General features: G+C 58.3%; 24 protein-coding genes. 19 read left to right on the plus strand and 5 right to left on the minus strand.

The window, feature by feature from the left end; all coding sequences use genetic code 11:
* Nucleotides 1-194: 194 nt before the first annotated feature.
* Nucleotides 195-551, plus strand: coding sequence for a 50S ribosomal protein L20 (gene rplT / locus QZ326_RS01335; protein ID WP_295740455.1), 357 nt, complete (start codon nt 195-197; stop codon nt 549-551).
* Nucleotides 552-654: 103 nt separating this feature from the next.
* Entirely contained in the window at nt 655-843 is a 189-nt protein-coding gene (rpmB, locus tag QZ326_RS01340) for a 50S ribosomal protein L28 (protein ID WP_016323574.1), read from the plus strand.
* Nucleotides 844-930: 87 nt separating this feature from the next.
* On the opposite strand, the gene QZ326_RS01345 is transcribed toward rpmB, so the two are convergent.
* The 5 genes from QZ326_RS01345 to QZ326_RS01365 all read right to left on the minus strand — a co-directional run bounded on the left by QZ326_RS01345 (nt 931) and on the right by QZ326_RS01365 (nt 4826).
* Nucleotides 931-1935 (minus strand): NAD(P)H-dependent glycerol-3-phosphate dehydrogenase, encoded by a 1005-nt coding sequence (locus QZ326_RS01345; RefSeq protein ID WP_295740458.1) that lies wholly within the window; start codon nt 1933-1935, stop codon nt 931-933.
* Complete coding sequence (locus QZ326_RS01350) at nt 1932-2615, minus strand: glycerol-3-phosphate acyltransferase (protein ID WP_295740460.1); 684 nt, start codon at nt 2613-2615, stop codon at nt 1932-1934. Before QZ326_RS01350 ends, QZ326_RS01345 begins: the two co-directional genes overlap by 4 nt.
* A gap of 4 nt (nt 2616-2619) precedes the next feature.
* A complete protein-coding gene (der, locus tag QZ326_RS01355) occupies nt 2620-3945 on the minus strand; it encodes a ribosome biogenesis GTPase Der (RefSeq protein ID WP_295740462.1) in 1326 nt (441 codons plus the stop codon).
* 130 nt (nt 3946-4075) lie between these two features.
* Nucleotides 4076-4270 (minus strand): 50S ribosomal protein L32, encoded by a 195-nt coding sequence (gene rpmF, locus QZ326_RS01360; protein ID WP_016323570.1) that lies wholly within the window; start codon nt 4268-4270, stop codon nt 4076-4078.
* A 58-nt stretch (nt 4271-4328) separates the two neighbouring features.
* The gene (locus QZ326_RS01365; protein ID WP_295740464.1) at nt 4329-4826 is read right to left on the minus strand and encodes a DUF177 domain-containing protein; all 498 of its coding nucleotides are present in this window, start codon (nt 4824-4826) and stop codon (nt 4329-4331) included.
* Nucleotides 4827-5105: 279 nt separating this feature from the next.
* Here QZ326_RS01365 and QZ326_RS01370 point away from each other — a divergent pair, with 279 nt between their 5' ends.
* The 17 genes from QZ326_RS01370 to QZ326_RS01450 all read left to right on the plus strand — a co-directional run bounded on the left by QZ326_RS01370 (nt 5106) and on the right by QZ326_RS01450 (nt 20795).
* Nucleotides 5106-5972: a MurR/RpiR family transcriptional regulator gene (locus QZ326_RS01370; protein ID WP_295740465.1), complete on the plus strand. Its 867-nt coding sequence runs from the start codon at nt 5106-5108 to the stop codon at nt 5970-5972.
* Nucleotides 5965-7206 (plus strand): aminoacetone oxidase family FAD-binding enzyme, encoded by a 1242-nt coding sequence (locus QZ326_RS01375; protein WP_295740467.1) that lies wholly within the window; start codon nt 5965-5967, stop codon nt 7204-7206. The genes QZ326_RS01370 and QZ326_RS01375 overlap by 8 nt, the downstream gene beginning before the upstream one ends.
* A 15-nt stretch (nt 7207-7221) precedes the next feature.
* Entirely contained in the window at nt 7222-7902 is a 681-nt protein-coding gene (gene cmk / locus QZ326_RS01380; RefSeq protein WP_295740469.1) for a (d)CMP kinase, read from the plus strand.
* 47 nt (nt 7903-7949) lie between these two features.
* Nucleotides 7950-8534 carry a 1-acyl-sn-glycerol-3-phosphate acyltransferase gene (locus tag QZ326_RS01385; protein WP_295740471.1) on the plus strand — a complete coding sequence of 195 codons (585 nt, stop codon included), beginning with the start codon at nt 7950-7952 and terminating at the stop codon, nt 8532-8534.
* Nucleotides 8531-10495, plus strand: a complete 1965-nt coding sequence (locus QZ326_RS01390) for a bifunctional 4-hydroxy-3-methylbut-2-enyl diphosphate reductase/30S ribosomal protein S1 (protein ID WP_295740473.1) — start codon at nt 8531-8533, stop codon at nt 10493-10495. The genes QZ326_RS01385 and QZ326_RS01390 overlap by 4 nt, the downstream gene beginning before the upstream one ends.
* A gap of 245 nt (nt 10496-10740) precedes the next feature.
* A complete protein-coding gene (locus QZ326_RS01395) occupies nt 10741-12087 on the plus strand; it encodes a butyryl-CoA:acetate CoA-transferase (RefSeq protein ID WP_295740475.1) in 1347 nt (448 codons plus the stop codon).
* Nucleotides 12088-12301: 214 nt separating this feature from the next.
* Nucleotides 12302-12793 (plus strand): CarD family transcriptional regulator, encoded by a 492-nt coding sequence (locus QZ326_RS01400; protein WP_295740477.1) that lies wholly within the window; start codon nt 12302-12304, stop codon nt 12791-12793.
* A gap of 51 nt (nt 12794-12844) precedes the next feature.
* A complete protein-coding gene (gene ispD / locus QZ326_RS01405; RefSeq protein WP_295740479.1) occupies nt 12845-13576 on the plus strand; it encodes a 2-C-methyl-D-erythritol 4-phosphate cytidylyltransferase in 732 nt (243 codons plus the stop codon).
* Complete coding sequence (ispF, locus tag QZ326_RS01410; protein WP_295740481.1) at nt 13573-14058, plus strand: 2-C-methyl-D-erythritol 2,4-cyclodiphosphate synthase; 486 nt, start codon at nt 13573-13575, stop codon at nt 14056-14058. Before ispD ends, ispF begins: the two co-directional genes overlap by 4 nt.
* A 123-nt stretch (nt 14059-14181) precedes the next feature.
* Nucleotides 14182-14433, plus strand: coding sequence for a DUF3343 domain-containing protein (locus tag QZ326_RS01415; RefSeq protein WP_295740483.1), 252 nt, complete (start codon nt 14182-14184; stop codon nt 14431-14433).
* Nucleotides 14430-15554 (plus strand): aminotransferase class V-fold PLP-dependent enzyme, encoded by a 1125-nt coding sequence (locus QZ326_RS01420; protein WP_295740485.1) that lies wholly within the window; start codon nt 14430-14432, stop codon nt 15552-15554. The genes QZ326_RS01415 and QZ326_RS01420 overlap by 4 nt, the downstream gene beginning before the upstream one ends.
* A gap of 195 nt (nt 15555-15749) precedes the next feature.
* A complete protein-coding gene (cdaA, locus tag QZ326_RS01425) occupies nt 15750-16634 on the plus strand; it encodes a diadenylate cyclase CdaA (RefSeq protein WP_295740487.1) in 885 nt (294 codons plus the stop codon).
* Nucleotides 16624-17949, plus strand: coding sequence for a YbbR-like domain-containing protein (locus tag QZ326_RS01430; RefSeq protein WP_295740489.1), 1326 nt, complete (start codon nt 16624-16626; stop codon nt 17947-17949). Before cdaA ends, QZ326_RS01430 begins: the two co-directional genes overlap by 11 nt.
* The gene (locus tag QZ326_RS01435; RefSeq protein WP_295740491.1) at nt 17946-18356 is read left to right on the plus strand and encodes a SoxR reducing system RseC family protein; all 411 of its coding nucleotides are present in this window, start codon (nt 17946-17948) and stop codon (nt 18354-18356) included. The genes QZ326_RS01430 and QZ326_RS01435 overlap by 4 nt, the downstream gene beginning before the upstream one ends.
* On the plus strand, nt 18356-19261 hold the full coding sequence (locus tag QZ326_RS01440) for a DUF5685 family protein (protein ID WP_295740493.1): 906 nt from the start codon (nt 18356-18358) through the stop codon (nt 19259-19261). Before QZ326_RS01435 ends, QZ326_RS01440 begins: the two co-directional genes overlap by 1 nt.
* The gene (locus QZ326_RS01445) at nt 19258-19893 is read left to right on the plus strand and encodes a DnaJ domain-containing protein (RefSeq protein WP_295740495.1); all 636 of its coding nucleotides are present in this window, start codon (nt 19258-19260) and stop codon (nt 19891-19893) included. The genes QZ326_RS01440 and QZ326_RS01445 overlap by 4 nt, the downstream gene beginning before the upstream one ends.
* A 20-nt stretch (nt 19894-19913) precedes the next feature.
* The gene (locus QZ326_RS01450) at nt 19914-20795 is read left to right on the plus strand and encodes a YicC/YloC family endoribonuclease (protein WP_295740497.1); all 882 of its coding nucleotides are present in this window, start codon (nt 19914-19916) and stop codon (nt 20793-20795) included.
* The last annotated feature ends 2 nt before the right edge of the window (nt 20796-20797 follow it).

The following is a 20797-nucleotide window of genomic DNA, read 5'->3' on the forward strand; positions in this document are numbered from 1 at the left end:
ACCGAGATCTACACTCTTTCCCTACACGACGCTCTTCCGATCTCAAGGCTTTCAAGAGCCACATCCTGACCAAGAAGGACACCAAGCGCACCCGCCGTCTGCGGGCGGGCGGTTACGCGGACGCCACCAATGTGGATGCTGTGCGCAAGATGATCCCCTACAAGTAAGCTGTATAGAATAGGAGGCTTTTTACAATGGCTAGAATCAAAGGCGCGATGATGACGCGCAAGAGAAGAAATAAGGTCATGAAGATGGCAAAGGGCTACTGGGGCTCTAAGTCCAAGCACTTCCGCGTGGCAAACCAGGCGGTTATGAAGTCCCTGACTTACGCCTACACCGGCCGCCGGCTGAAAAAGCGCGACTTCCGCTCCCTGTGGATCACCCGCATCTCTGCTGCCTGCAAGCTCAACGGGATGAATTATTCCACCTTCATGCACGGTCTGAAGACTGCCGGCATTGAGATTAACCGAAAGATGCTCTCTGAGATCGCCATCAGCGATGCTGCCGCCTTCACCCAGCTGACCGAGATCGCCAAAAAGGCAGTCGCCTGATTTCAGCATGAACTGCAGGAAAAATTGATGAAAGTTTTTCTTGCATTTTGTAAGTATTCCTGATATTATAATAAAAGTGCGCAATAGCAAGGAGGTGCAAAGGATGGCAAAGTGCGAGTTTTGCGACAAAGGCGTGACTTTCGGCATTCAGGTCTCTCACTCTCACCGGCGTTCCAATCGTCCCTGGAAGCCCAATGTGAAGCGTGTGAAGGCCATCGTCAACGGTACGCCCCGCCATGTGTATGTTTGTACCCGGTGCATGCGTTCCGGTAAGGTCACCAGAGCGATTTGACATGTACAAACGAAATCCCGGACTGATGTCCGGGATTTTTTCTTTGTAGAAAACCGGGCGAGGACATTCCCGCCCGGTTTTTGCCACTCACATCCAGGTTCGTTCCAGCAGTTCGTCTTTTTTGGCCCGGCCCATCAGCTCCCTGACCACATCCCGGGCCTGCTTGCCACGGTATAACACCTCGTAGGCGCAGCGGCAGATGGGCATCTCCACCTGCTCCTTTTCCGCCAGCTGATAGACGCTCTCGGCGGCGTAATAGCCTTCCACTACGGCGCCTACCTCCTCCATGGCAGTTTGGACGCTTTTGCCCTGCCCGATAAGGATACCCGCCCGGTAATTTCGGGAGTGGAGAGAGGTGCAGGTGACGATCAGATCCCCCATGCCTGCAAGACCGCCGAAGGTTCGCCGGGTGCCGCCCAGCTGTTCCCCCAAACGGGTGATTTCCGCCATGGCCCGGGTCATCAGCAGGGCCTTGGTGTTGTCCTGGAGTCCCAGGCCGGTGCAGATACCGCAGGAGAGGGCCACCACGTTTTTCAGCGCCGCCGCCAGCTCAACGCCGATGATGTCATAGCTGGTGTAGATGCGGAAGTAATCGTTCATAAAGGCATCCTGAACAAACCGGGCCGCAGCCCGATCTGGACAGGCGGAGACGCAGCCAGTAGGCAGCTTGCGGCCCACCTCCTCTGCGTGGGAGGGGCCGGAGAGGGCCACTACTTTGCGGATGTTCTCCGTGGTTTCCTGGAGGACCTGGCTCATCCGCAGTCCGGTCTCACGCTCGATACCCTTGGAGACAGTTACCAGAACTGTCTCGGGCCGCAGATAGGGCCGGATCTTTTCCCCCGTGGCCCGGACGGCAAAGGAGGGGGGAGCGCTGATTACCAGCTCTGCATCGGACAGACAGTCCAGTTCCCCGGTGATATGAAGGGATTCCGGCAGTAGGACGCCTTTCAGAAGGGAATTTTCCCGGGTTTGGGCCATCTGGCCTGCCTTCTCCGGGGAGTGAGACCAGAGGGTCACATCGTGCCCGTTGTCACAGAGGACCAGGGCCAGGGCCGTACCCCAGCCGCCGCTGCCTAAAACTGCCGTCTTCATAAACCGCCCTCCTTTTTATGGCGAAAGCTGAATTTGCTCTCCGTGCCGGAGAGGAGACGCTTGATGTTAGCCCGGTGCTGCCAGACCACAAGCCCTCCACAGAGGAAGCCCAGAATGACGATCACCGGGTCCGGGTAGCACACCCAGGTGGCAAAGGGGAAGCTGGCCCCGGCCCACAAAGAGCCCAGGGAGACGTACCGGGTGAGGACAGTCAGCAGCAAAAACCCGCCCCACACCACCAGGGCGATGCGCCAGTCAATCATAATGGCGATGGTGCCGCCGGAGAGAATGCCCTTGCCGCCCTTGAACTTGAACATGCAGGGAAACATGTGGCCCAGGAGGCAGAAGAGGCCCGCCCAGTATTTGCCGAACAGCACACCGTCTATATGATGGCCGAACAGTGCCGGGCCGCCTCCGGGAAGCCATCCAAAGACCCAGACACCAAGCAAGAGGGCAAAAACTGCCTTGAGAACATCTGTCAGAATTACCAGCGCCGTCAGCGGGCCGCCGAAAGTGCGGTAGAAGTTGGTGAGCCCCGCGTTGCCGCTGCCGTGGTTCCGTACATCGTCCCGCAGGATATACTTGGAGACAATGACAGCACCGTTGAAGCAGCCCAGCAGATAAGCGGCCAGTGCTGAACCGCCGTACATCACCAGAATCAGAAGCCACCAGTTTTCCATGCGATCACTCCTCCTTCTCGCCCCGCTGGCGCACGGAGAGGATAACGGGCGTCCCCTCCAGACCGAAAGTATTGCGGATGCAGTTTTCCAGATACCGCTGGTATGAGAAGTGGAATAGACGGGTGTCGTTGCAGAAGGCCACGAAGTGGGGCGGCTTCACGCCCACCTGGGTCATATAGTAGATCTTGAGCCTCCGGCCCTTGTCGGTGGGGGGCTGGACCCGGGTCTGGGCATCCGCAAGAACGTTATTCAGCATGCCTGTGGTGATGCGGGTGGCAGCCTGGTTGGAGACGTAGTCGATGAGCTCAAAGAGCCGGTCTACCCGCTGTCCAGTCTTGGCGGAGATGAACAGGATGGGGGCGTAGGCCATGAAGCTGAGGCCCTGCCGGACCTCCTCCCGCATACGGTCCATGGTTTTGCCGTCTTTTTCGATCAGGTCCCACTTGTTTACCACGATAATGCTGGCCTTGCCTGCCTCGTGGGCCAGACCCGCCACCTTGCTGTCCTGCTCCGTGACGCCCTCCACGGCGTCGATGAGGATCAGGCACACATCCGCCCGTTCAATGGCCATGGTGGCCCGAAGGACGCTGTACTTTTCAATGTCCTCGGATACCTTGGACCGCCGCCGGATGCCGGCGGTGTCGATGAAGACGAAACTGCCCTTGTCGTTTTCAAACCGGGAGTCAATGGCGTCCCGGGTGGTGCCGGCAACATCGGAGACGATGACCCGCTCCTCACCCAGGATCTTATTTACCAGAGAGGATTTGCCCGCGTTGGGTTTGCCGATGACCGCCACATGGATAGCGTCGTCTTCCTCATCCTCGGTCTCCTCAGATGGGAAGTAGGCCACGCAGGCGTCCAGCAGGTCGCCGGTGCCGTGGCCATGGACGGCGGAGACGGCGATGGGGTCTCCCAGTCCCAGGTTATAGAACTCATAGAAGTCCGGGTCCGGCGCACCGATGGAGTCCATTTTATTTACTGCCAGTACAATGGGCTTGCCGCTTCGCAGCAGCATGTTGGCCACCTCGTGGTCGGAGGCAGTGAGCCCTGTGCGAATGTCTGTCAAAAAAATGATGACCGTGGCGGTCTCAATGGCGGTCTGTGCCTGGTCCCGCATGAATTCCAGAATCAGGTTATCGGTGCGGGGCTCAATACCGCCGGTGTCGATGAGGGTAAACTGCCGCCCGTTCCAGTCGGTCTTGCCATAGATGCGGTCCCGGGTGACGCCGGGGGTGTCCTCCACAATAGATACCCGCCGACCTACCAGTTTGTTGAACAGCTGGGATTTGCCTACGTTGGGCCGCCCCACAATTGCGACAATGGGTTTCATAGGCCCTCACTTCCTTTCTCTCTGTAGATAATGTTGATATAGGTATTATACCCGCCAAAGGGCAGGATAGCAAGACAAAAAGTAAGGAGGGAAGAAGCATCTTCCCTCCTAAACAAGCGTACAAAATCCCTTATTTTGCGACAACGGACTTGACGACCTTGACCTCGCGGCCATTATACGTACCGCATTCCTGGCACATTCTGTGAGGCAGGTGCTGCGCACCGCATTTCGGGCAAACGACGAGAGCGGGGGACGTCAGCTTCCATGTGGAGCTGCGGCGTTTGTCGCGTCTTGCTTTGGATACTTTTCTCTTGGGTACTGCCATTGTGACACCTCCTTGATCGTTCAAAGGTGCAGGCTGGGCCTGTCCTTATCTCATTTCTCTATTTGTTCTCCAAAAGCTTGGCAAGAACCGCCAACCGCGGATCGATCTCCTTTTTGCAGGAGCAGGGGCCGAGGTTCAAATCGGCGCCGCAGCGGGAACACAGTCCTTTGCAATCTTCAGAACACAGGGTTTTGGTGTCCATCCCGAGGATGAACGCCGTGCGGGCCAGTTCGCCGAGATCTGCTTTGCCGTCCTCCAGCAACTCAATCTCGTCGCTCTCGCCGTTTTCCAGAGATTCTGCCAGCATACAGTGGCAGGGGACCTCCGTTTCCAGAGAAAACGCTTTGCCGCAACGGTCACAGACGGCGTCCAGTGTGGTCCGGGCCGTCAGGTCCAGATGAAGCACATCGGCAGCGTTCCGCACCTCACCGGAGACGGCGACAGGGTGGGAGACCGGATACCGGCCGGAGAACTCCACGTCAGAGAGGTCCAGATCAAACTGGAACTCCAGGCGCCCGCCCGGAGTGTGCAGGATCGATTTTACATCTAAAAGCATAAGCTACCTCGCAATGACACGACTAGTATTATAATAGATATCCGCTCTCTTGTCAAACTATTTTTTAAAATAATTTCAGAAAAATACCTTTTTCGTCAAAGGTTTGGAACAGAGCGGCAGTTGCTGTCTGAATTTTGCAAGTTCCAAAAAAATCCTGCAAAAAACGGTTGAATCCTTTGGGATTTGTGGTACAATACCACAGGATGCAGTTTTCTGTCCGGAGATTTCCGGAGCGGCGGATTGCCCATATGTCGTCTGAAACAGGCCGGAGGAACGATTGTGGCGAAGAGTATTTTACATACGATTGAGACCAATATGGCGGGCTTTTCCAAGGGACAAAAGCGGATTGCCAATTATATTTTGGAGAATTACGACAAGGCGGCGTTTCTGACTGCCAGCAAGCTGGGCAAGCTGGCGGAGGTCAGCGAGTCCACGGTGGTACGCTTTGCCTCGGAGCTAGGGTATGACGGTTACCCAAGCATGCAGCGGGCTCTGCAGGAGATGATCCGGAGCCGCCTGACTTCCACCCAGCGTATTCAGGCGGCGGGGGACATGTTTGACCGGCGGTCCATCCTGCCGGCCGTGGTGCAGTCGGACATTGAAAAGCTGCGGCTGATGGCCGGCGAGGCCAACCAGAGTGAATTCGACCGGGTGGTGGATCAGCTTTTGAGCTGCCGCCACATCTATATTCTGGGGGTTCGCTCCTCCTCCTTTGTGGCGGGATATTTGAATTTTTACATGCACTTGCTGACGGAGAATGTGACGCTTGTGCAGTCCAACGCCGCTGGAGAGATCTTTGAGCAGCTGCTGCGAATTGGGCCGGAGGATGTGATGGTGGCAATCAGTTTTCCCCGGTATTCCCGGGTGACGCTGAACACCGTGAAATTTGCCCAGGACCGGGGAGCGTCCATTATTGCGATCACGGACAATGAGCTGTCTCCTGTGTATCAGATGGCGGATGCGGCCCTGCTGGCCCCCTGTGAGATGATCTCCTTTGTAGACTCCATGGTGGCGCCTCTGTCCCTGATCAACGCGCTGCTGATTGCCGTCGGAGTCCGGCTGGGGACAAATGCGGCCAAGACCTTTGCTGAGCTGGAGGATATTTGGAACGCTTACGATGTATTTGGGAAGACGGACGATGAGTAAGCGGATCGTGGTAGCCGGCGGCGGCGCTGCCGGAATGATGGCGGCCATTTCCGCCGCCGAGCGTGGCGGCGAGGTGACACTGCTGGAACCCAATGAGCGGCTGGGGAAGAAGCTGAATATCACCGGCAAAGGCCGCTGCAACGTGACTAACAACGCCGGAATGGAAGAGCTTCTGGCCAGCATTCCTAGGAATGGGAAATTCCTTTACAGCGCTTTTTCCCGCTTTGACGGACGGGATGCCATAAAATTTTTTGAGGACCTGGGACTGCCTTTGAAAACCGAACGGGGAAATCGGGTCTTTCCGGTCAGCGATCGGGCCTTTGACGTCAGTGCTGCCTTGGAGCGGCGGCTGAAGGCTCTGGGAGTCTCTCTGGTCCGGGACCGGGCGGTGCGTTTAGATATTCTGGAGAATACAATGCAGGGCGTGTCGGGAGAGCGATGCCGATACCCAGCGCAGGCGGTGATCCTGGCTACAGGGGGCGTATCCTATCCCGCTACCGGCTCCACCGGGGAGGGTCACCGTATAGCGGCGGAGGCGGGGCACACGGTGACGCCGCTGCGGGGCTCTCTGGTTCCCCTGCGGGATTTCGGTCTGGGCCGGGAGTTACAGGGGCTGAGCCTGCGGAACGTGGAACTGACGGTTTTTGAAAACAGCAAGAAAATCTATGCGGATTTCGGAGAGCTGCTGTTTACTCATTTCGGCGTCAGCGGGCCGTTGGTTCTTTCGGCCTCCGCCCATATGCGGCGGTTTGGAGAGCGGGCTTACCATTTGGAGATCGATCTGAAACCTGCTTTGGATGAACAGACCTTGGACCGGCGGCTTCTGGGAGATTTTGAGAAATATGCCAACCACGATTTTTGCAACGCCCTGGACGATCTGCTGCCCAAGAAGCTGATTCCAGAGGTTGTGAAAGCTTCTGAGATCGATCCGCATCAGAAGGTGCACGACGTCACCCGGGAACAGCGCCGGGGCCTGCTGACGGTTTTGAAGCATTTTCCCGTGGTAATTGCCGGGCCCTGCCCGGTGACGGACGCCATTGTCACCTCCGGCGGAGTCAAAGTGGGTGAGATCAACCCAAATACCATGGGATCAAAGATTGTAAAGGGATTATACTTTGCGGGCGAACTGATTGATGTAGACGCCTATACCGGCGGATTTAATCTACAGATTGCCTGGGCCACAGGCCGTGCCGCGGGATTTGCGGCGGCAGAGGCGGCGAACAACGATGATTGACAGGAGAGAAGAGAGATGAATACCATCCGCATTGCCATTGACGGCCCTTCCGGCGCAGGTAAAAGCACCCTTGCGCGCAGTGCTGCCGGAAAGTTGGGTTACTTATATGTGGATACCGGGGCAATTTATCGTACTGTAGGATATTATGCCCATACCCATAGGATTGACCCCAAGGATGAGGCGGCGGTAACCGCCTGCCTGCCGGAGGTCACCGTGGAATTGGCTTATGGGAGGGACGGTCTGCAGTGTATGCTGCTGAACGGAGAGGATGTAACGGCGGCCATCCGCCTGCCGGAGATCTCCCTGTGTGCCTCCGCCGTCTCGGCCCACCCCGGTGTGCGGGGCTTTTTGCTGGAGATGCAGCGGAAACTGGCCAGGGAGCACAGTGTCATTATGGACGGGCGGGACATCGGCACCGAGGTGTTGCCGGACGCGGAGGTGAAGATATTCCTCACTGCCTCGCCGGAGGCACGGGCCCGCCGCCGCTGTCTGGAGCTGGAGCAGAGAGGAATGCCGCAGCCTTATGAGAAGGTCTTGCAGGAGATCGAGGAGCGGGACTGGAACGATATCCACCGCCCCATCGCGCCTCTTCGCCAGGCAGAGGATGCCGTGCTGCTGGACACCACGGATTTGGATTTTCAGGAGAGCGAGGCGGCGCTGCTTTCTATCATTCGGGAAAGGTCGGGGGGCGCATGAAGCCATTCAACCGTTTGTTTGTCTTCATTTATTATGTGGCGGGGTTTGTGGCTGACATCCTGCACCCAGTCTCTGTAGAGGGGATGGAGCGGCTTCCCCAACGCGGTGCACTGCTGTGTCCCAACCACGCCAGCAACTGGGATCCCATCCTGGTGGCGCTGAAGCTGCCCAGGAACTACCGCCTCCACATTATGGCCAAGGAGGAGCTGTTCAAAAATCCGCTGCTGGGTTGGCTGCTGCGGAAGGTGGGGGCTTTCCCCGTCAGCCGGGGGAACAACGATATCAATACTGTGCGGACTGCTATGCAGGCCATTAAGGACGGCGACAATCTGCTGATTTTCCCGGAGGGGACCGTGGTCCGCAATGGCGTGGGGTACATAGATGGTCTGCCGGCCCACGCCAAGGCGGGCGTGGCGATGATCGGCGTGCGGACCGGCGCGGTGCTGGTGCCTGTCTTTGTGGACGGGGAGAAGAGGCTGTTCCGCCGCACCCGCATTATCTTCGGTGAGCCCTATGTGCCCCATTACACCGGGCGGCGGGGTACGTCTGAGGAGATGCAGAAGATCGCGGACGATATCCTGGCGGCGGCTTACGCTCTGGGCGGCCAGTCCGTAGGGGGAGAGCCGCTGTGAATGAGGTGCTGCTGGCACAGAGTGCCGGATTCTGCTACGGCGTGCGCCGGGCGGTGGAGCTGGCGGAGAAGACCGCCGCTGAGACCGGCGGCTGCTGGATGCTGGGGGATCTAATCCATAACGCCCATGTGGTGGAGGATCTGACACGGAAAGGCGTCCGGAAAACTGGCGACCCGTCGTCACTGGGGCCCGGGGACACGGTGGTTATTCGCTCTCACGGGGAGCGGAAGAGCGTGTTGGACGATCTGGAGGCCAGGGGAGTGCGCTGTGTGAATGCCACGTGCCCCAACGTGGTGCGTATCCAGCGTCTAGTGGCCCAGGCTGAGACGGAGGGCCGCCGGACAGTGGTCATTGGTGATCCGGGACACCCTGAGGTGGCGGGCGTGGCCAGCTGGTGCCGGAAGCCCCTGGTGTTTGACGGGCCGGAGGCCGTTCGCCGCTGGCTGGGCAGCGCTTCCGAAAACCGGGAGATCCCCCTGACGGTAGCGGCTCAAACCACCTGTATTCGTGAACTTTTTGAAACTTCTTGGAAAATCATAAAAAAAGAGTGTACAAACGCGAAAATATTTGATACAATATGCAATGCTACGCACAAGCGTCAGTCTGAGGCGGTGGAAATCGCCGCCCGGGTGGACGTGATGGTCGTGGTGGGAGACCGTAAAAGCGCCAACACCAAACATTTGACCGAAATTTGCAAAGAGAGATGTCCCCGCGTCCTCCAGATTGAGGGGGCGGACGAGCTCTCGCCGGATTTGTTCGATGGTTGTTCTGTTGCGGGCCTTACGGCCGGAGCCTCCACGCCAGCGGGCATTATTAAGGAGGTATATGCAACGATGAGCGAAGAAATCAAAGCGGCCGAGGGCAAAGAGGAGTCCTTCGAGGAATTACTGAATCAGTCTTTCAAAACTTTAGATACAGGAGAGAAAGTAACTGGCATTGTCACGGCCATCACGCCGACTGAGGTGCAGGTGGATGTGGGCGCCAAGCAGGCCGCCTACATCAAGTTCAGCGAACTGAGCGACGACCCTAATGCCAAGCCTGAGGACATTGTCAAGGTGGGCGACGAGATTGAGACTTACATCGTCCGCGTCAATGACGTAGAGGGCTACGCCGAACTGAGCAAAAAGCGTCTGGACGCTGTCAAGGTGTGGGAGAACATCGAGACCGCCGTCGAGGAAAAGACTGTGCTTGAGGGTACTGTCACCGAGGAGAACAAGGGCGGCATCGTGGTCTCTGTCAAGGGTGTGCGGGTATTTGTCCCCGCCTCTCAGAGCGGACAGCCCCGCGGCGCGGATCTGAGCGCCATGGTCAAGCAGAAGGTGCAGCTGCGTGTCACGGAGGTCAACCGTGCCCGCCGCCGGGTGGTTGGCTCCATCCGGGCTGTCACCGATGAGGCCCGCAGGGCCGCTCAGGAAGAGGTTTGGGCCAATATTGAGGAGGGCAAGCGTTATTCCGGCACTGTGAAGTCCATGACCAGCTATGGCGTGTTTGTGGATATCGGCGGCGTGGACGGCATGGTACATATCTCCGAGCTGAGCTGGAGCCGTATCAAGACCCCCGCCGAGGTGTGCAAGGTCGGCGATCCCATGGAGGTGTACGTCATCTCCTTCGACGCGGAAAAGCGGAAGATCTCTTTGGGTGTCAAGGACCACAGCGTCAATCCCTGGCAGGTCTTTATGGACAAGTACGCTGTTGGCGATGTGGCCACCGTCCGCATTGTCAAGCTGATGAGCTTTGGCGCCTTTGCCGAGGTGGTGCCCGGTGTGGACGGCCTGATCCACATTTCCCAGATCGCGGACCGCCGCATTGAGAAGCCGGAGGACGTACTGTCTGAGAACCAGACCGTGGATGTGAAGATCACTGCCATCGACGAGGAGAAGCAGAAGATCTCTCTGTCCATCCGCGCTTTGCTGACCCCTGCTGTGGAAGAGACTGATGAACCTGCGGAGATCGAGGAGTAAGAAAACCGCATTGGAGAGGCAGGCCAAAGGTCTGCCTCTCTTTATATGAAAAAATTTGTGATTTTTTTGACATCTTCATTGCAATCATGGGGACGGTATGGTATAATTTTGTCTTGTGAAAAGTGTGACAATCACGGCGGCCAATCTTTCCGAGCTGCCCGCCATGGCTGTGGTTGTTCTCTGAAGCGATCTGAGCGGGAGCATACCCGCTTGGCTATAGAAAAGGGAATACAGGAGGAACAACAATGAGCTATCAGGACGAGTATAAACAGAAGCTGACCTCTGCCGGCGAGGCGGTAAAGGTGGTCAAGTCCGGTGACTGGCTGGATTACGGCTGGAGCGTCTGCTCTCCCATCGCGCTGGACAAGGCCCTGGCGCAGCGGATGAACGAGCTGACGGATGTGAAGATCCGGGGCGGAATCCTGACCCACCAGCCCGCAATTTTTGATGTGCCGGATGCCGCCAGCCACTTCACCTGGAATTCCTGGCATATGAGCGGCATTGAGCGCAAGGCTGTCAGCGCGGGATTCGCCTTTTACATCCCCCTGCGCTATTCTGAGCTGCCGGGGTACTATACCAACTGTATCCAGTCTCTGGATGTGGCTATGTTTCAGGTCGCGCCAATGGATAAACACGGCTGGTTTAACTTCGGCCCTGGCGGGTCCCACCTGAAAGCCGTCTGTGAATGTGCCAAGACCATCATTGTGGAAATTAACGAGAATATGCCGGTGTGCCTTGGCGGCTATGACAACTGTATCCATATCAGTGATGTGGATATGATCGTGGAAGGAGAGAATCCTCCCATGGATATTCTGGGCGGCGGCGGAGCCGCCTCCGAGGTGGATCTGGCGGTGGCCCGGCTGGTTGTTCCGGAAATTCCCAACGGTGCCTGCCTTCAGCTGGGCATCGGCGCAATGCCAAATGCCATCGGCAAGATGGTGGCAGAGTCTGACCTGCGAGATTTGGGCGTACATACGGAGATGTATGTGGACGCCTTTGTGGATATGTCCGAGGCGGGACGCATCACCGGCATGCGCAAGCCCTTTGACCGGGGCCGCCAGACCTACGCCTTTGCCGCAGGCTCTCAAAAGCTGTATGATTTCCTGGACAACAATCCGGAGTGCATGGCTGCGCCGGTGAGCTATGTCAACGATATCGCCCGGGTGTCCCAGATTGAGAACTTTATCTCCATCAACGGCGCCGTAGATATTGATCTCTTCGGCCAGGTGTCCTCCGAGTCCTCCGGTACCCGCCATATCTCCGGCGCCGGCGGCCAGCAGGACTTTGTCATGGGCGCATACCTGGCCAAGGGCGGCAAGAGCTTTATCTGCTGCTCATCCTCCTACATGGATAAAAAGAGCGGCCATTTGAAGTCCCGGATCCGGCCGACACTGCTGGAAGGCTCCATTGTGACTGCTACCCGTACAAACCTTCACTATCTGGTGACGGAGTACGGCAAGTTCAACGTCAAGGGCAAATCTGCCTGGGAGCGGGCTGAGGGCATCATCGGCATTGCCCATCCCCAGTTCCGGGAGGAGCTGATCGCTGAGGCGGAGAAGATGCATATTTGGCGGCGCTCCAACAAGCGGTAAATCATCATTCAAAATGGCGGACAGTTTTTGACTGTCCGCCATTTTTTGCAGCATTCTTGAAAAATTATCTGTAATTTTTTGAAAAAGTGCTTGTAAATATAGGAAAAGGAGGATATAATAAAGATATCATATAGAAAATATAGGAATATAGAGATGGCGCATCAGCGAGTACCAAGCACCACAATGAACCGATGAAAAAGGGGAGGGGCTTGCCATGTTCAGGATCGGGGATCTCGTCGCGCACCCAATGCACGGGGCCGGCGTCATAGACGCCATTGTCCGGGAGAAGGTAGCAGGAAGTACGGAAGAGTATTATGTGTTTAAAATGCCTGTGGGCGGGCTGCTGCTGAAGATCCCGGTGTCCAACAGCGGGACCATCGGCCTTCGCGCCATCATCACACCGGAGGAGGCAGAGGCGCTCATTGCGTCCATGCCTGCTTTGAAAGTGGAGAGCAGCGCCAATTGGAACAAACGATACCAGGAGAATCTGCATCGCCTCAAGAGCGGCGATCTGCGGGAGGTGGCCCGGGTGGTCAAGGGCCTGATGACCAGGGATACCCGACGGGGGCTGTCCACCGGGGAGCGGAAGATGCTCCAGACCGCCAAGCGGATTCTGATTTCGGAGATTGTTTTGACAGAGCAGGCAGACTACGAGATCGTGGAGGCCCGAGTTGACTGCGCTATGACCCAGGAGGCCGCCGTGTGACCGGCGGCCGCAGTTGCATATGGAAGCGCCGGAGGGTGCATGGAGGCCAATATGTTTTCTTTTCTCCGCAAGATCAAAGACACGAACCGCCCGCGCTGCACCGCTCTGGTGGCTGCCGCAGGTGCTTCCAGCCGCATGGGGGGCGTGAACAAGCTGCTGGAACCCCTGGAAGGTGTGCCGGTGCTGGTGCGGACTCTGACCGCGCTCCAATTGGCGGAGGAGATTGATGAGATCGTGGTGGCCGCCCGGGAGGAGGAACTGGTGGAGATATCTCACCTGTGTCATACATATGGCATTGACAAGTGTGCCAAGGTGGTGCGGGGTGGTGAGAGCCGCGTCCACTCCGTACTGCTAGCGGCCCTGGAGGCCTCTCCGGAGTCGGCATTGCTGGCCGTACAGGACGGTGCCCGCCCGCTGGTGACGCCGGAGCTGATCGGCCGCGTGGTCAGCGCTGCTGCCCGCTGCGGTGCTGCGGCGCCTGCCGTGGCACTGAAAGACACCGTCAAAGCTGTCCGGGAAGACGGCGCTGTGGAGCAGACTCTGGAACGGGATGTCCTCCGGGCTGTTCAGACACCCCAGGTGTTTGAGGCCAGTATTTTGAAAGCGGCTCTCCAGTCGGCACTGGAGAGCGGCACTCCTGTTACCGACGACTGCTCCGCTGTGGAGCGGCTGGGCAAAGTGGTATTTTTGGTGGAGGGCGAGGAGGAAAATCTGAAGATTACCACTCCGGTAGATCTGATCCTGGCGGAGGCCATTTTGCAGGCCCGGGAGGAAGGACGATGATGAACCTGCGCATTGGTCATGGGTATGACGTTCACCGGCTGGTGGAGGGACGGGCGTTGATTTTGGGCGGTGTGGAGATCCCTTGGGAGCGGGGGCTCCTGGGTCACTCCGATGCCGACGTGCTGGTTCATGCCGTCATGGACGCCTTGTCCGGGGCCGCCCGGCTGGGAGATATCGGGCAGTTGTTTCCGGACACAGACCCGGCCTACGCCGGGATCTCCAGTCTGAAACTGCTGGCTGAGGTAGGACGGTTGCTGGCAGAGCAGGGCTATGCGGTGGTGAACATTGATGCCACACTTTTGGCCCAGGCACCAAAGATTGCCCCTTACAAGGGGCAGATGACAGAGAATATTGCCAAAGCGCTGAGGATTGAACCGGAGCGGGTCAATGTAAAGGCCACCACTGAGGAGGGATTGGGTTTTACCGGGGATGGCTCCGGCATGGCAGCTTACGCCGTGGCACTTTTAGAGGGCCCGGGATAAGGGGCAGTCCCGCGGAAACCGGATATCTGCGAAATGAACGAAAGGGCTCTGCCACCGGCGGAGCCTTTTTTGACGCACCTTTCTTCTATCCGTCCATAGAATGGGTAGAGAGGAGGAGTGCCTGTGGATCACTATCTGATTATCGCACGGTCTGTCACCTATGCGCAGCGGATGCAGCGGGCGCTGGCACGGGCGGGCATCCGCTGCCAGATTTTCCGCGCCCCCCGGGATCTGACAGAATTGGGCTGTGCCTATGCCGTGCGTGTGACAGTCAGCGGCCTGACGGACGCGTTAACGGCCCTTCACAGGGAATCATTGGACCCTGTTCAAATATTTTTGTACCAACGAGGACTGTACCGGGAGGTGGGGAGATGATCTATCTCGACAGCGCCGCCACTACCTTCCAAAAGCCCTCCGCCGTGGAGGCGGCCATGGTGGAGGCCCTGCGCGCCATGAGCTCCCCAGGGCGGGGAGGATACCCTGCCGCCATGGCGGCTGCCGAGGCTGCCTTTGACTGCCGGAGTGAACTGGCGGAGCTGTTTGGCCTGGATAACCCGGAGCAGGTGGCCTTCACCTTCAACGCTACCCACGGGCTGAATATTGCCATCAAGACCCTGGTGCCCCCCGGAGGACGGGTAGTGATCTCCGGTTACGAGCATAACGCCGTCACCCGTCCACTGGCGGCTTTGGAGGCGGACGTGAGGATCGCAGAAGCACCACTGTTTCAGCCGGAGGCGGTGTCAGATGCGTTTGCCAAGCTGGTGGACGGAGGCGTGGATGCAGTGATCTGCAGTCATGTCTCCAATGTCTTTGGTTTTATCCAGCCCGTTGAGGCTGTGGCGGTCCTGTGCCGGGCAAGGGGCGTGCCGCTGATCATAGACGACTCCCAGGCCGCCGGTGTACTGCCGTTGAATATGACAGAGCTGGGGGCGGCGTTTGCCGCCATGCCGGGGCACAAGGGCCTTTACGGTCCCCAGGGTACCGGTGTACTGCTGTGCGGAAAAGGCGTTATGCCCCGCCCTCTGCTGGAGGGCGGCACCGGAAGTCTTTCCATTCAACAGGAGATGCCGGACTTTTTACCGGACCGTCTGGAGGCAGGCACCCACAATGTGCCCGGCATCGCCGGTCTGCTGGCAGGCGTTCGGTATGTCCGGCAGAGGGGACTGGAGGCCATCTGCCGCCGGGAGCGTCAACTGGCACAGATGGCGGCGGAGGAGCTACGGGTGCTGCCCGGTGTGACAGTGTATGCCCGGCCGGATCTTCACGCCCAGGCGGGGGTGCTGTCCTTCACCGCAGAAGGCCGGGAGGCAGAGGCATTGGGGGAGGCTCTGGCGGAACGGGGAATTGCCGTGCGGGCGGGACTCCACTGCGCACCCCTGGCCCACAGCTCCGCCGGAACGTTGGAGAGCGGTACCGTTCGCCTCAGCTTCTCGGATTTCAACACGCCGGAGGAGGTATCCTGTCTGGTCTCTGCCATGCGGGAGATCCTCTCCTGACAAGAAAAAATGACTGCAAATAAAAACCGCCGGCAGGCGGTTTTTATTTTCCAATCCCTTCCGGTGGCGGATTTCCCTGAAAACGCTGGGATTTTCTGAACAGTCCGTGAATTTTTCCCCGGTTTGCCTTGCAATCTACCCGCATATTTTATATAATTGAAATATTCATGGCCTGAAAGGGATGATGACCCAACTATGGAACCGAAGTTTTCACAGATTCCCGCGTTTGCCGGCAGGTATCTGCTGACGCTCCAGATCACCGATGTGCTGGATATTGTCATCATGGCGTTTCTGCTGTACAAGGTGCTGACCCTGGTGCGCAGCACCAAGGCCGCCAGCCTGCTGAAAGGACTGCTGGTCTTCTTCATCGTACTGGCCCTGTCCTATGTCTGCCAGCTCAAGGGAATCTATTACTTGCTGAGCAAGATGATGGAGTGGGGCGTGCTGGCTCTGATCATTTTGTTCCAGCCGGAAATCCGCCGGATTCTGGAGCAGGTGGGCAGCCGCCGGATTATTGCCTTTTTCAGCCACAGCGAGGCGGGGAACGTGATGGACCAGGCGATTGGGCAGACGGTGCTGGCCTGTACGGAGATGTCTCAAAGCCGCACCGGCGCACTGATTGTGTTCGAGCGGGAGATCATGCTGGACGATCTGGTCCGCAGCGGCACCGTTTTGGACGCCTCGGTTTCCAGTGAGCTTTTGAAGAATATCTTTTTCGTCAAGGCGCCCATGCACGACGGGGCAGTGATTGTCCGCCATGGCCGGGTGCTGGGGGCAGGCTGTATGCTTCCTCTGAGCAAAAATGTAAACCTGAGCCGGGACCTGGGAATGCGCCACCGGGCTGGCATCGGCATGAGCGAGAACTCCGACGCGGTGGTGGTCATTGTTTCGGAGGAGACAGGCTCTATCTCAGTGGCTATCGGCGGGATGCTGAAGCGCCATTTGAAGCCGGAGACGTTGGAGAATCTGCTGCGTAACGAGCTGCTGCCGCAGGAGGAGTCCGGCGAAGAGAAGCAGAAGTTCAGTCTGACCCGCTTGCTGCGGGGCCGGAAGAACGGAGGTGCGGACGATGGAGAATGAGAAGACCGGTATGCGCAAGGTATTGTATCTCCTGCTGGCCTTCTGCGTGGCGGTTGCGATCTGGTTCTTTGTAGATGAGACGGGAGACCGGACGATAGAGATGGAGATTACGGACATCCCTATCCTCTATATGGGCCAGGACACCGTTCTGGCGGACCGGGGGCTGATGCTTCAAGACGAGGGGACGGACACCACGATGGACGTCACCGTACAGGGAAAACGCACAACCGTCGCCTGGATGAACAGCTCCAGTATTCGGGTCCTGGTGGATCTTCGGGATATTACGGCCGCCGGGGAACAGCGGATATCGACGCAGGTATCGGTGGTTCCGCAGTTTTCCGGCAGTGTGCAGGTGACTGATCGGAGCATTTCCATGGCGACTGTGAACATCAGTGAGCTTTACAGCAAGACCGTGGAGGTCAAATGCGAGCTGGTGGGCAACGTGGCGGAGGGCTACAATGCCGGACAGCTGCAGATGTCCCACAGCAGTATTGAAATCTGGGGCCGGCAGGACGTTATAGACCAGGTCGCTTACGCGAAAGTCAAGCTGAATATCGGCAGCGCCACGGGCAGCATTTCCGAGACGCTGGCAGCGCAGTATTATACTGTGGACGGCGAGGTGTTGGAGAACGCCGGCATTCGGACCACAGTGGAGCAGATACAGGTATCGCTTCCGGTGTTTGTGACCAAGGAACTGCGGCTCACCATGAATTATATTGACGCCCCAGGAGCCCGGCTGCGGAGCATGAGACCCCACCTGGATCCGGAGACCATTATGGTTTCGGGACCGGCGGAAGTGCTCCGGGATCGGGAGACTATCGTCCTGGGTGACTTCGATCTACTGTCTGTTGGAAATACGGAGAGCACCCACACCTATGGCATCACGGTCCCGGATGGATGCACAAACCTCAGCGGTGTCACCCGGTCCACGTTGACCATCTCCTATCCGGACAAGACTACGGCCAGAGTGGTTACAGACCGTATTCGGTTTGACAATGCCCCCGAGGGCAAAAATCTGGATGTCCAGATGCCTGAGGTCGTGGTGACGGTCTTTGGCACCGAGGCGGATGTGGCGGCTATCAGCGGAGAGCATATCACTCTGGTGGCGGATCTCAGCGATTACGGCTCGGCTTTGGGCAGTTACGCCATTCCGGCCACAGTGGAAATTGATTCCGGCGGCGACATTGGCGTCACTGGAGAGTATGAAATACAGGTGATCATCCGGGAACCCGGCGATGAACCGGAGCCTCCGGAAGACGACCAGATCGCCGCCATGAATCCGGAGGAGGACGGAGAGGAAGGTGAGGAGACATGACGCAGGTAGCAACCGTGGAGCGGATCATCGACGCAAACCATGCCGAGATCTCCGTGCCCCGGAAATCCGCGTGCGGACACGACTGCGAGGAGTGCGCCGGCTGCGGCGTCACCGGCGCGGCGGTTCACGCCAAGGCCCTGAATCCCATCGGTGCCCGGCCCGGACAGAAGGTGGTGGTACAGAGCGACACCGGCAATATGCTGCGGATTATTGCATTGGTATATCTCACACCAGTGCTGCTGTTCCTTGCCGGCTATTTCATCACCATGACGGTGACGTCCAGTACGGCAATCCAGTATCTGATTGCCGGGATTGGTTTTGCTGCGGGCATTTTGCTGGCGGTCTCCTATGACCGCCGCCTGCGGCGGCAAGGCGGCCTCTCCTTCCAGATCGTCCGGCTGTTCTGATGTACGGCTACGTCAGGCCGCCCCTCGGAATGCTGCCGGAGGAGGAGACGGAGCGGTTTCGACAGATCTATTGCGGACTGTGCCATACCTTGGGCCGGCGGTATGGTCCGGCGGCCCGGTTTATCCTGAATTATGATTTCACATTTTTGGCCATCATCCTCTCGGAGCCAGGAGAGGATGAGGCATGCAGGGCCAGATGCCTCGTCAGTCCCCTCCGGCGGCGGAGCTTTCAGCCGGCCAATGCCGCCTTGGAGCTGGCAGCGGACGAGAGCGTCATTCTCGCCTATTGGCAGCTGCGGGACGGCGTGGCGGATCACGACTGGTTCCATGGACTGAAGTACAGGAGCGTATCGAAAATTCTGGAACCGGTGTATCGCAAGGCAGCGGCCCTCCGGCCTGCCTTTGATGAGCGGACCCGCCTCCAGCTGGAGCTCTTGGGACAGCTGGAGGCGGAGCGGTGTTCCTCCATTGACCGGGCGGCAGATGCTTTTGCAGTTCTGCTGGAGGCAGCTGCCCAGGAGGTGGATGACCCTGTCCGGCGGCGGGTGTTGGAACAGCTGCTGTATCACCTGGGCCGGTGGGTCTATCTGGTAGATGCGGCGGACGATCTGAAAAAAGACGCCGTCTCCGGAAACTATAACCCTGTGGCGCTGCGTTTTGGGTTAGTGAGCGGCGTTTGGACGGCGGAGGCGCGGCGGGAATTCGCCGCTACGCTGGATCACTCCATTCACAGGATGGCAACAGCCTTTGAGCTGTGGGATTTCGGCATATGGACGCCGGTTTTGGAGAGCACTTTTTACAACGGCCTGTTTCAGGTGGGAAAAGCTGTGTTGGACGGCACGTTCCAGGCAGTCAGGCGGGGCAGGATCAGAAAGAATCACAAGAATGAAGAGGAAACCACATGAATGATCCCTATCAGGTTTTAGGCGTCTCTGAGAGCGCAACGGATGAGGAAATCAAAAAGGCCTATCGGGACTTGGCCAGAAAGTACCATCCGGACAACTACCACGACAACCCTCTGGCGGATCTTGCCCAGGAGCGAATGAAGGAGATCAACGCCGCCTATGAGCAGATCACCAAAGAGCGCAGCGGAGGCGGCGTGCGGTCCGGCGGCAGCTATGGCGGATACAACTATGGATATGGAGGCGGGCAGCAGTACCATTCTTCTGGTTCTTCCACATCCTCTGTGCTTCAGCAGGCGCGCATGGCCGTTAACAGCGGCGATCTGAGCAGGGCGGAGGCGCTGCTGGCCAATTACAGCGACCACAACGCCGAGTGGAACTTCCTCAAGGGTGTGATCTGTTACCGCCGGGGCTGGATGGACGAGGCCAAGCGGTACTATGAGACCGCCTGCCAGATGGAGCCGGGCAACCCGGAATACCGTCAGGCGCTGAATTTTATGGCCGGCGGTCCCCGGGGAGCCTACCGGCCCGGAGGCGGACCTTTTGGGACGGAGGTCTGCCCAGGCAATCTGTGTTTGGATCTGTGCTGTATTTATGCGCTTTGCAACGGCGGCGGATATGTCTGCTGCTGCTGAGAGCTGGGGAGGGAAGCGATTTGATCAAGAGTATGACCGGCTACGGCCGGGCCCGGCGGGAACTGCACAAGCGGGACATCACCGTGGAGGTGCGTTCCGTTAATAACCGCTATTTGGATTGCGCGGTGAAGATGCCGCGGATATATGCCTTTGCCGAGGATGCCGTAAAACAGTGCGTCCAGAAGGCTGTCTCCCGGGGAAAAGTGGACGTGTTCATCACTGTGGATGCCTCCGCCGCCGATGTGGCGAAGGTCGCCGTCAACCGGGAGCTGGCGGCCCAGTACGCCGCCGCCCTGAACGCGCTGGCGGAGGTCTGCGGTCCTACGGCTTATAAAATTACGCCGGACCAGCTGGCCCGCTTTCCAGACGTTCTCACCGTTACCAAAGCGGATGAGGACCTGGAGACAGTCAGCGAGGACCTGTGCGCCGTGCTGGAGGAGGCGCTGGCTGCCTTCAACGCCATGCGGGCCACAGAGGGTGGGAAATTGGCGGAGGATATCAGAAACCGGCTGGACAACATTCTCTCCTATACCGGCCAGGTGGAGCAGCGCTCCCCGGAGACGGTGGCGGAGTACCGCCGCAAGCTCACCGCCAAAATGCAGGAGGTACTCCAGAGCACCACGGTGGACGAGCAGCGCATCCTCACAGAGGCGGCCATCTACGCCGACAAGGTGGCGGTGGACGAGGAGACCGTCCGTCTGCGCAGCCATGTGAGCCAGCTGAGAACCATGTTGGAGTCTGACGAGCCCATGGGCCGGAAAATGGACTTTTTGATTCAGGAGGTCAACCGGGAATCCAACACCATCGGCTCCAAGTGCGGCGATGTGGAGATTGCCCAGGTAGTGGTGGGCCTCAAGGCTGAAGTGGAGAAGATGCGCGAGCAGGTTCAAAATGTAGAGTGAGC

It is taken from the genome of uncultured Oscillibacter sp. (assembly GCF_910587525.1).
Lineage (GTDB): Bacteria > Bacillota > Clostridia > Oscillospirales > Oscillospiraceae > Oscillibacter.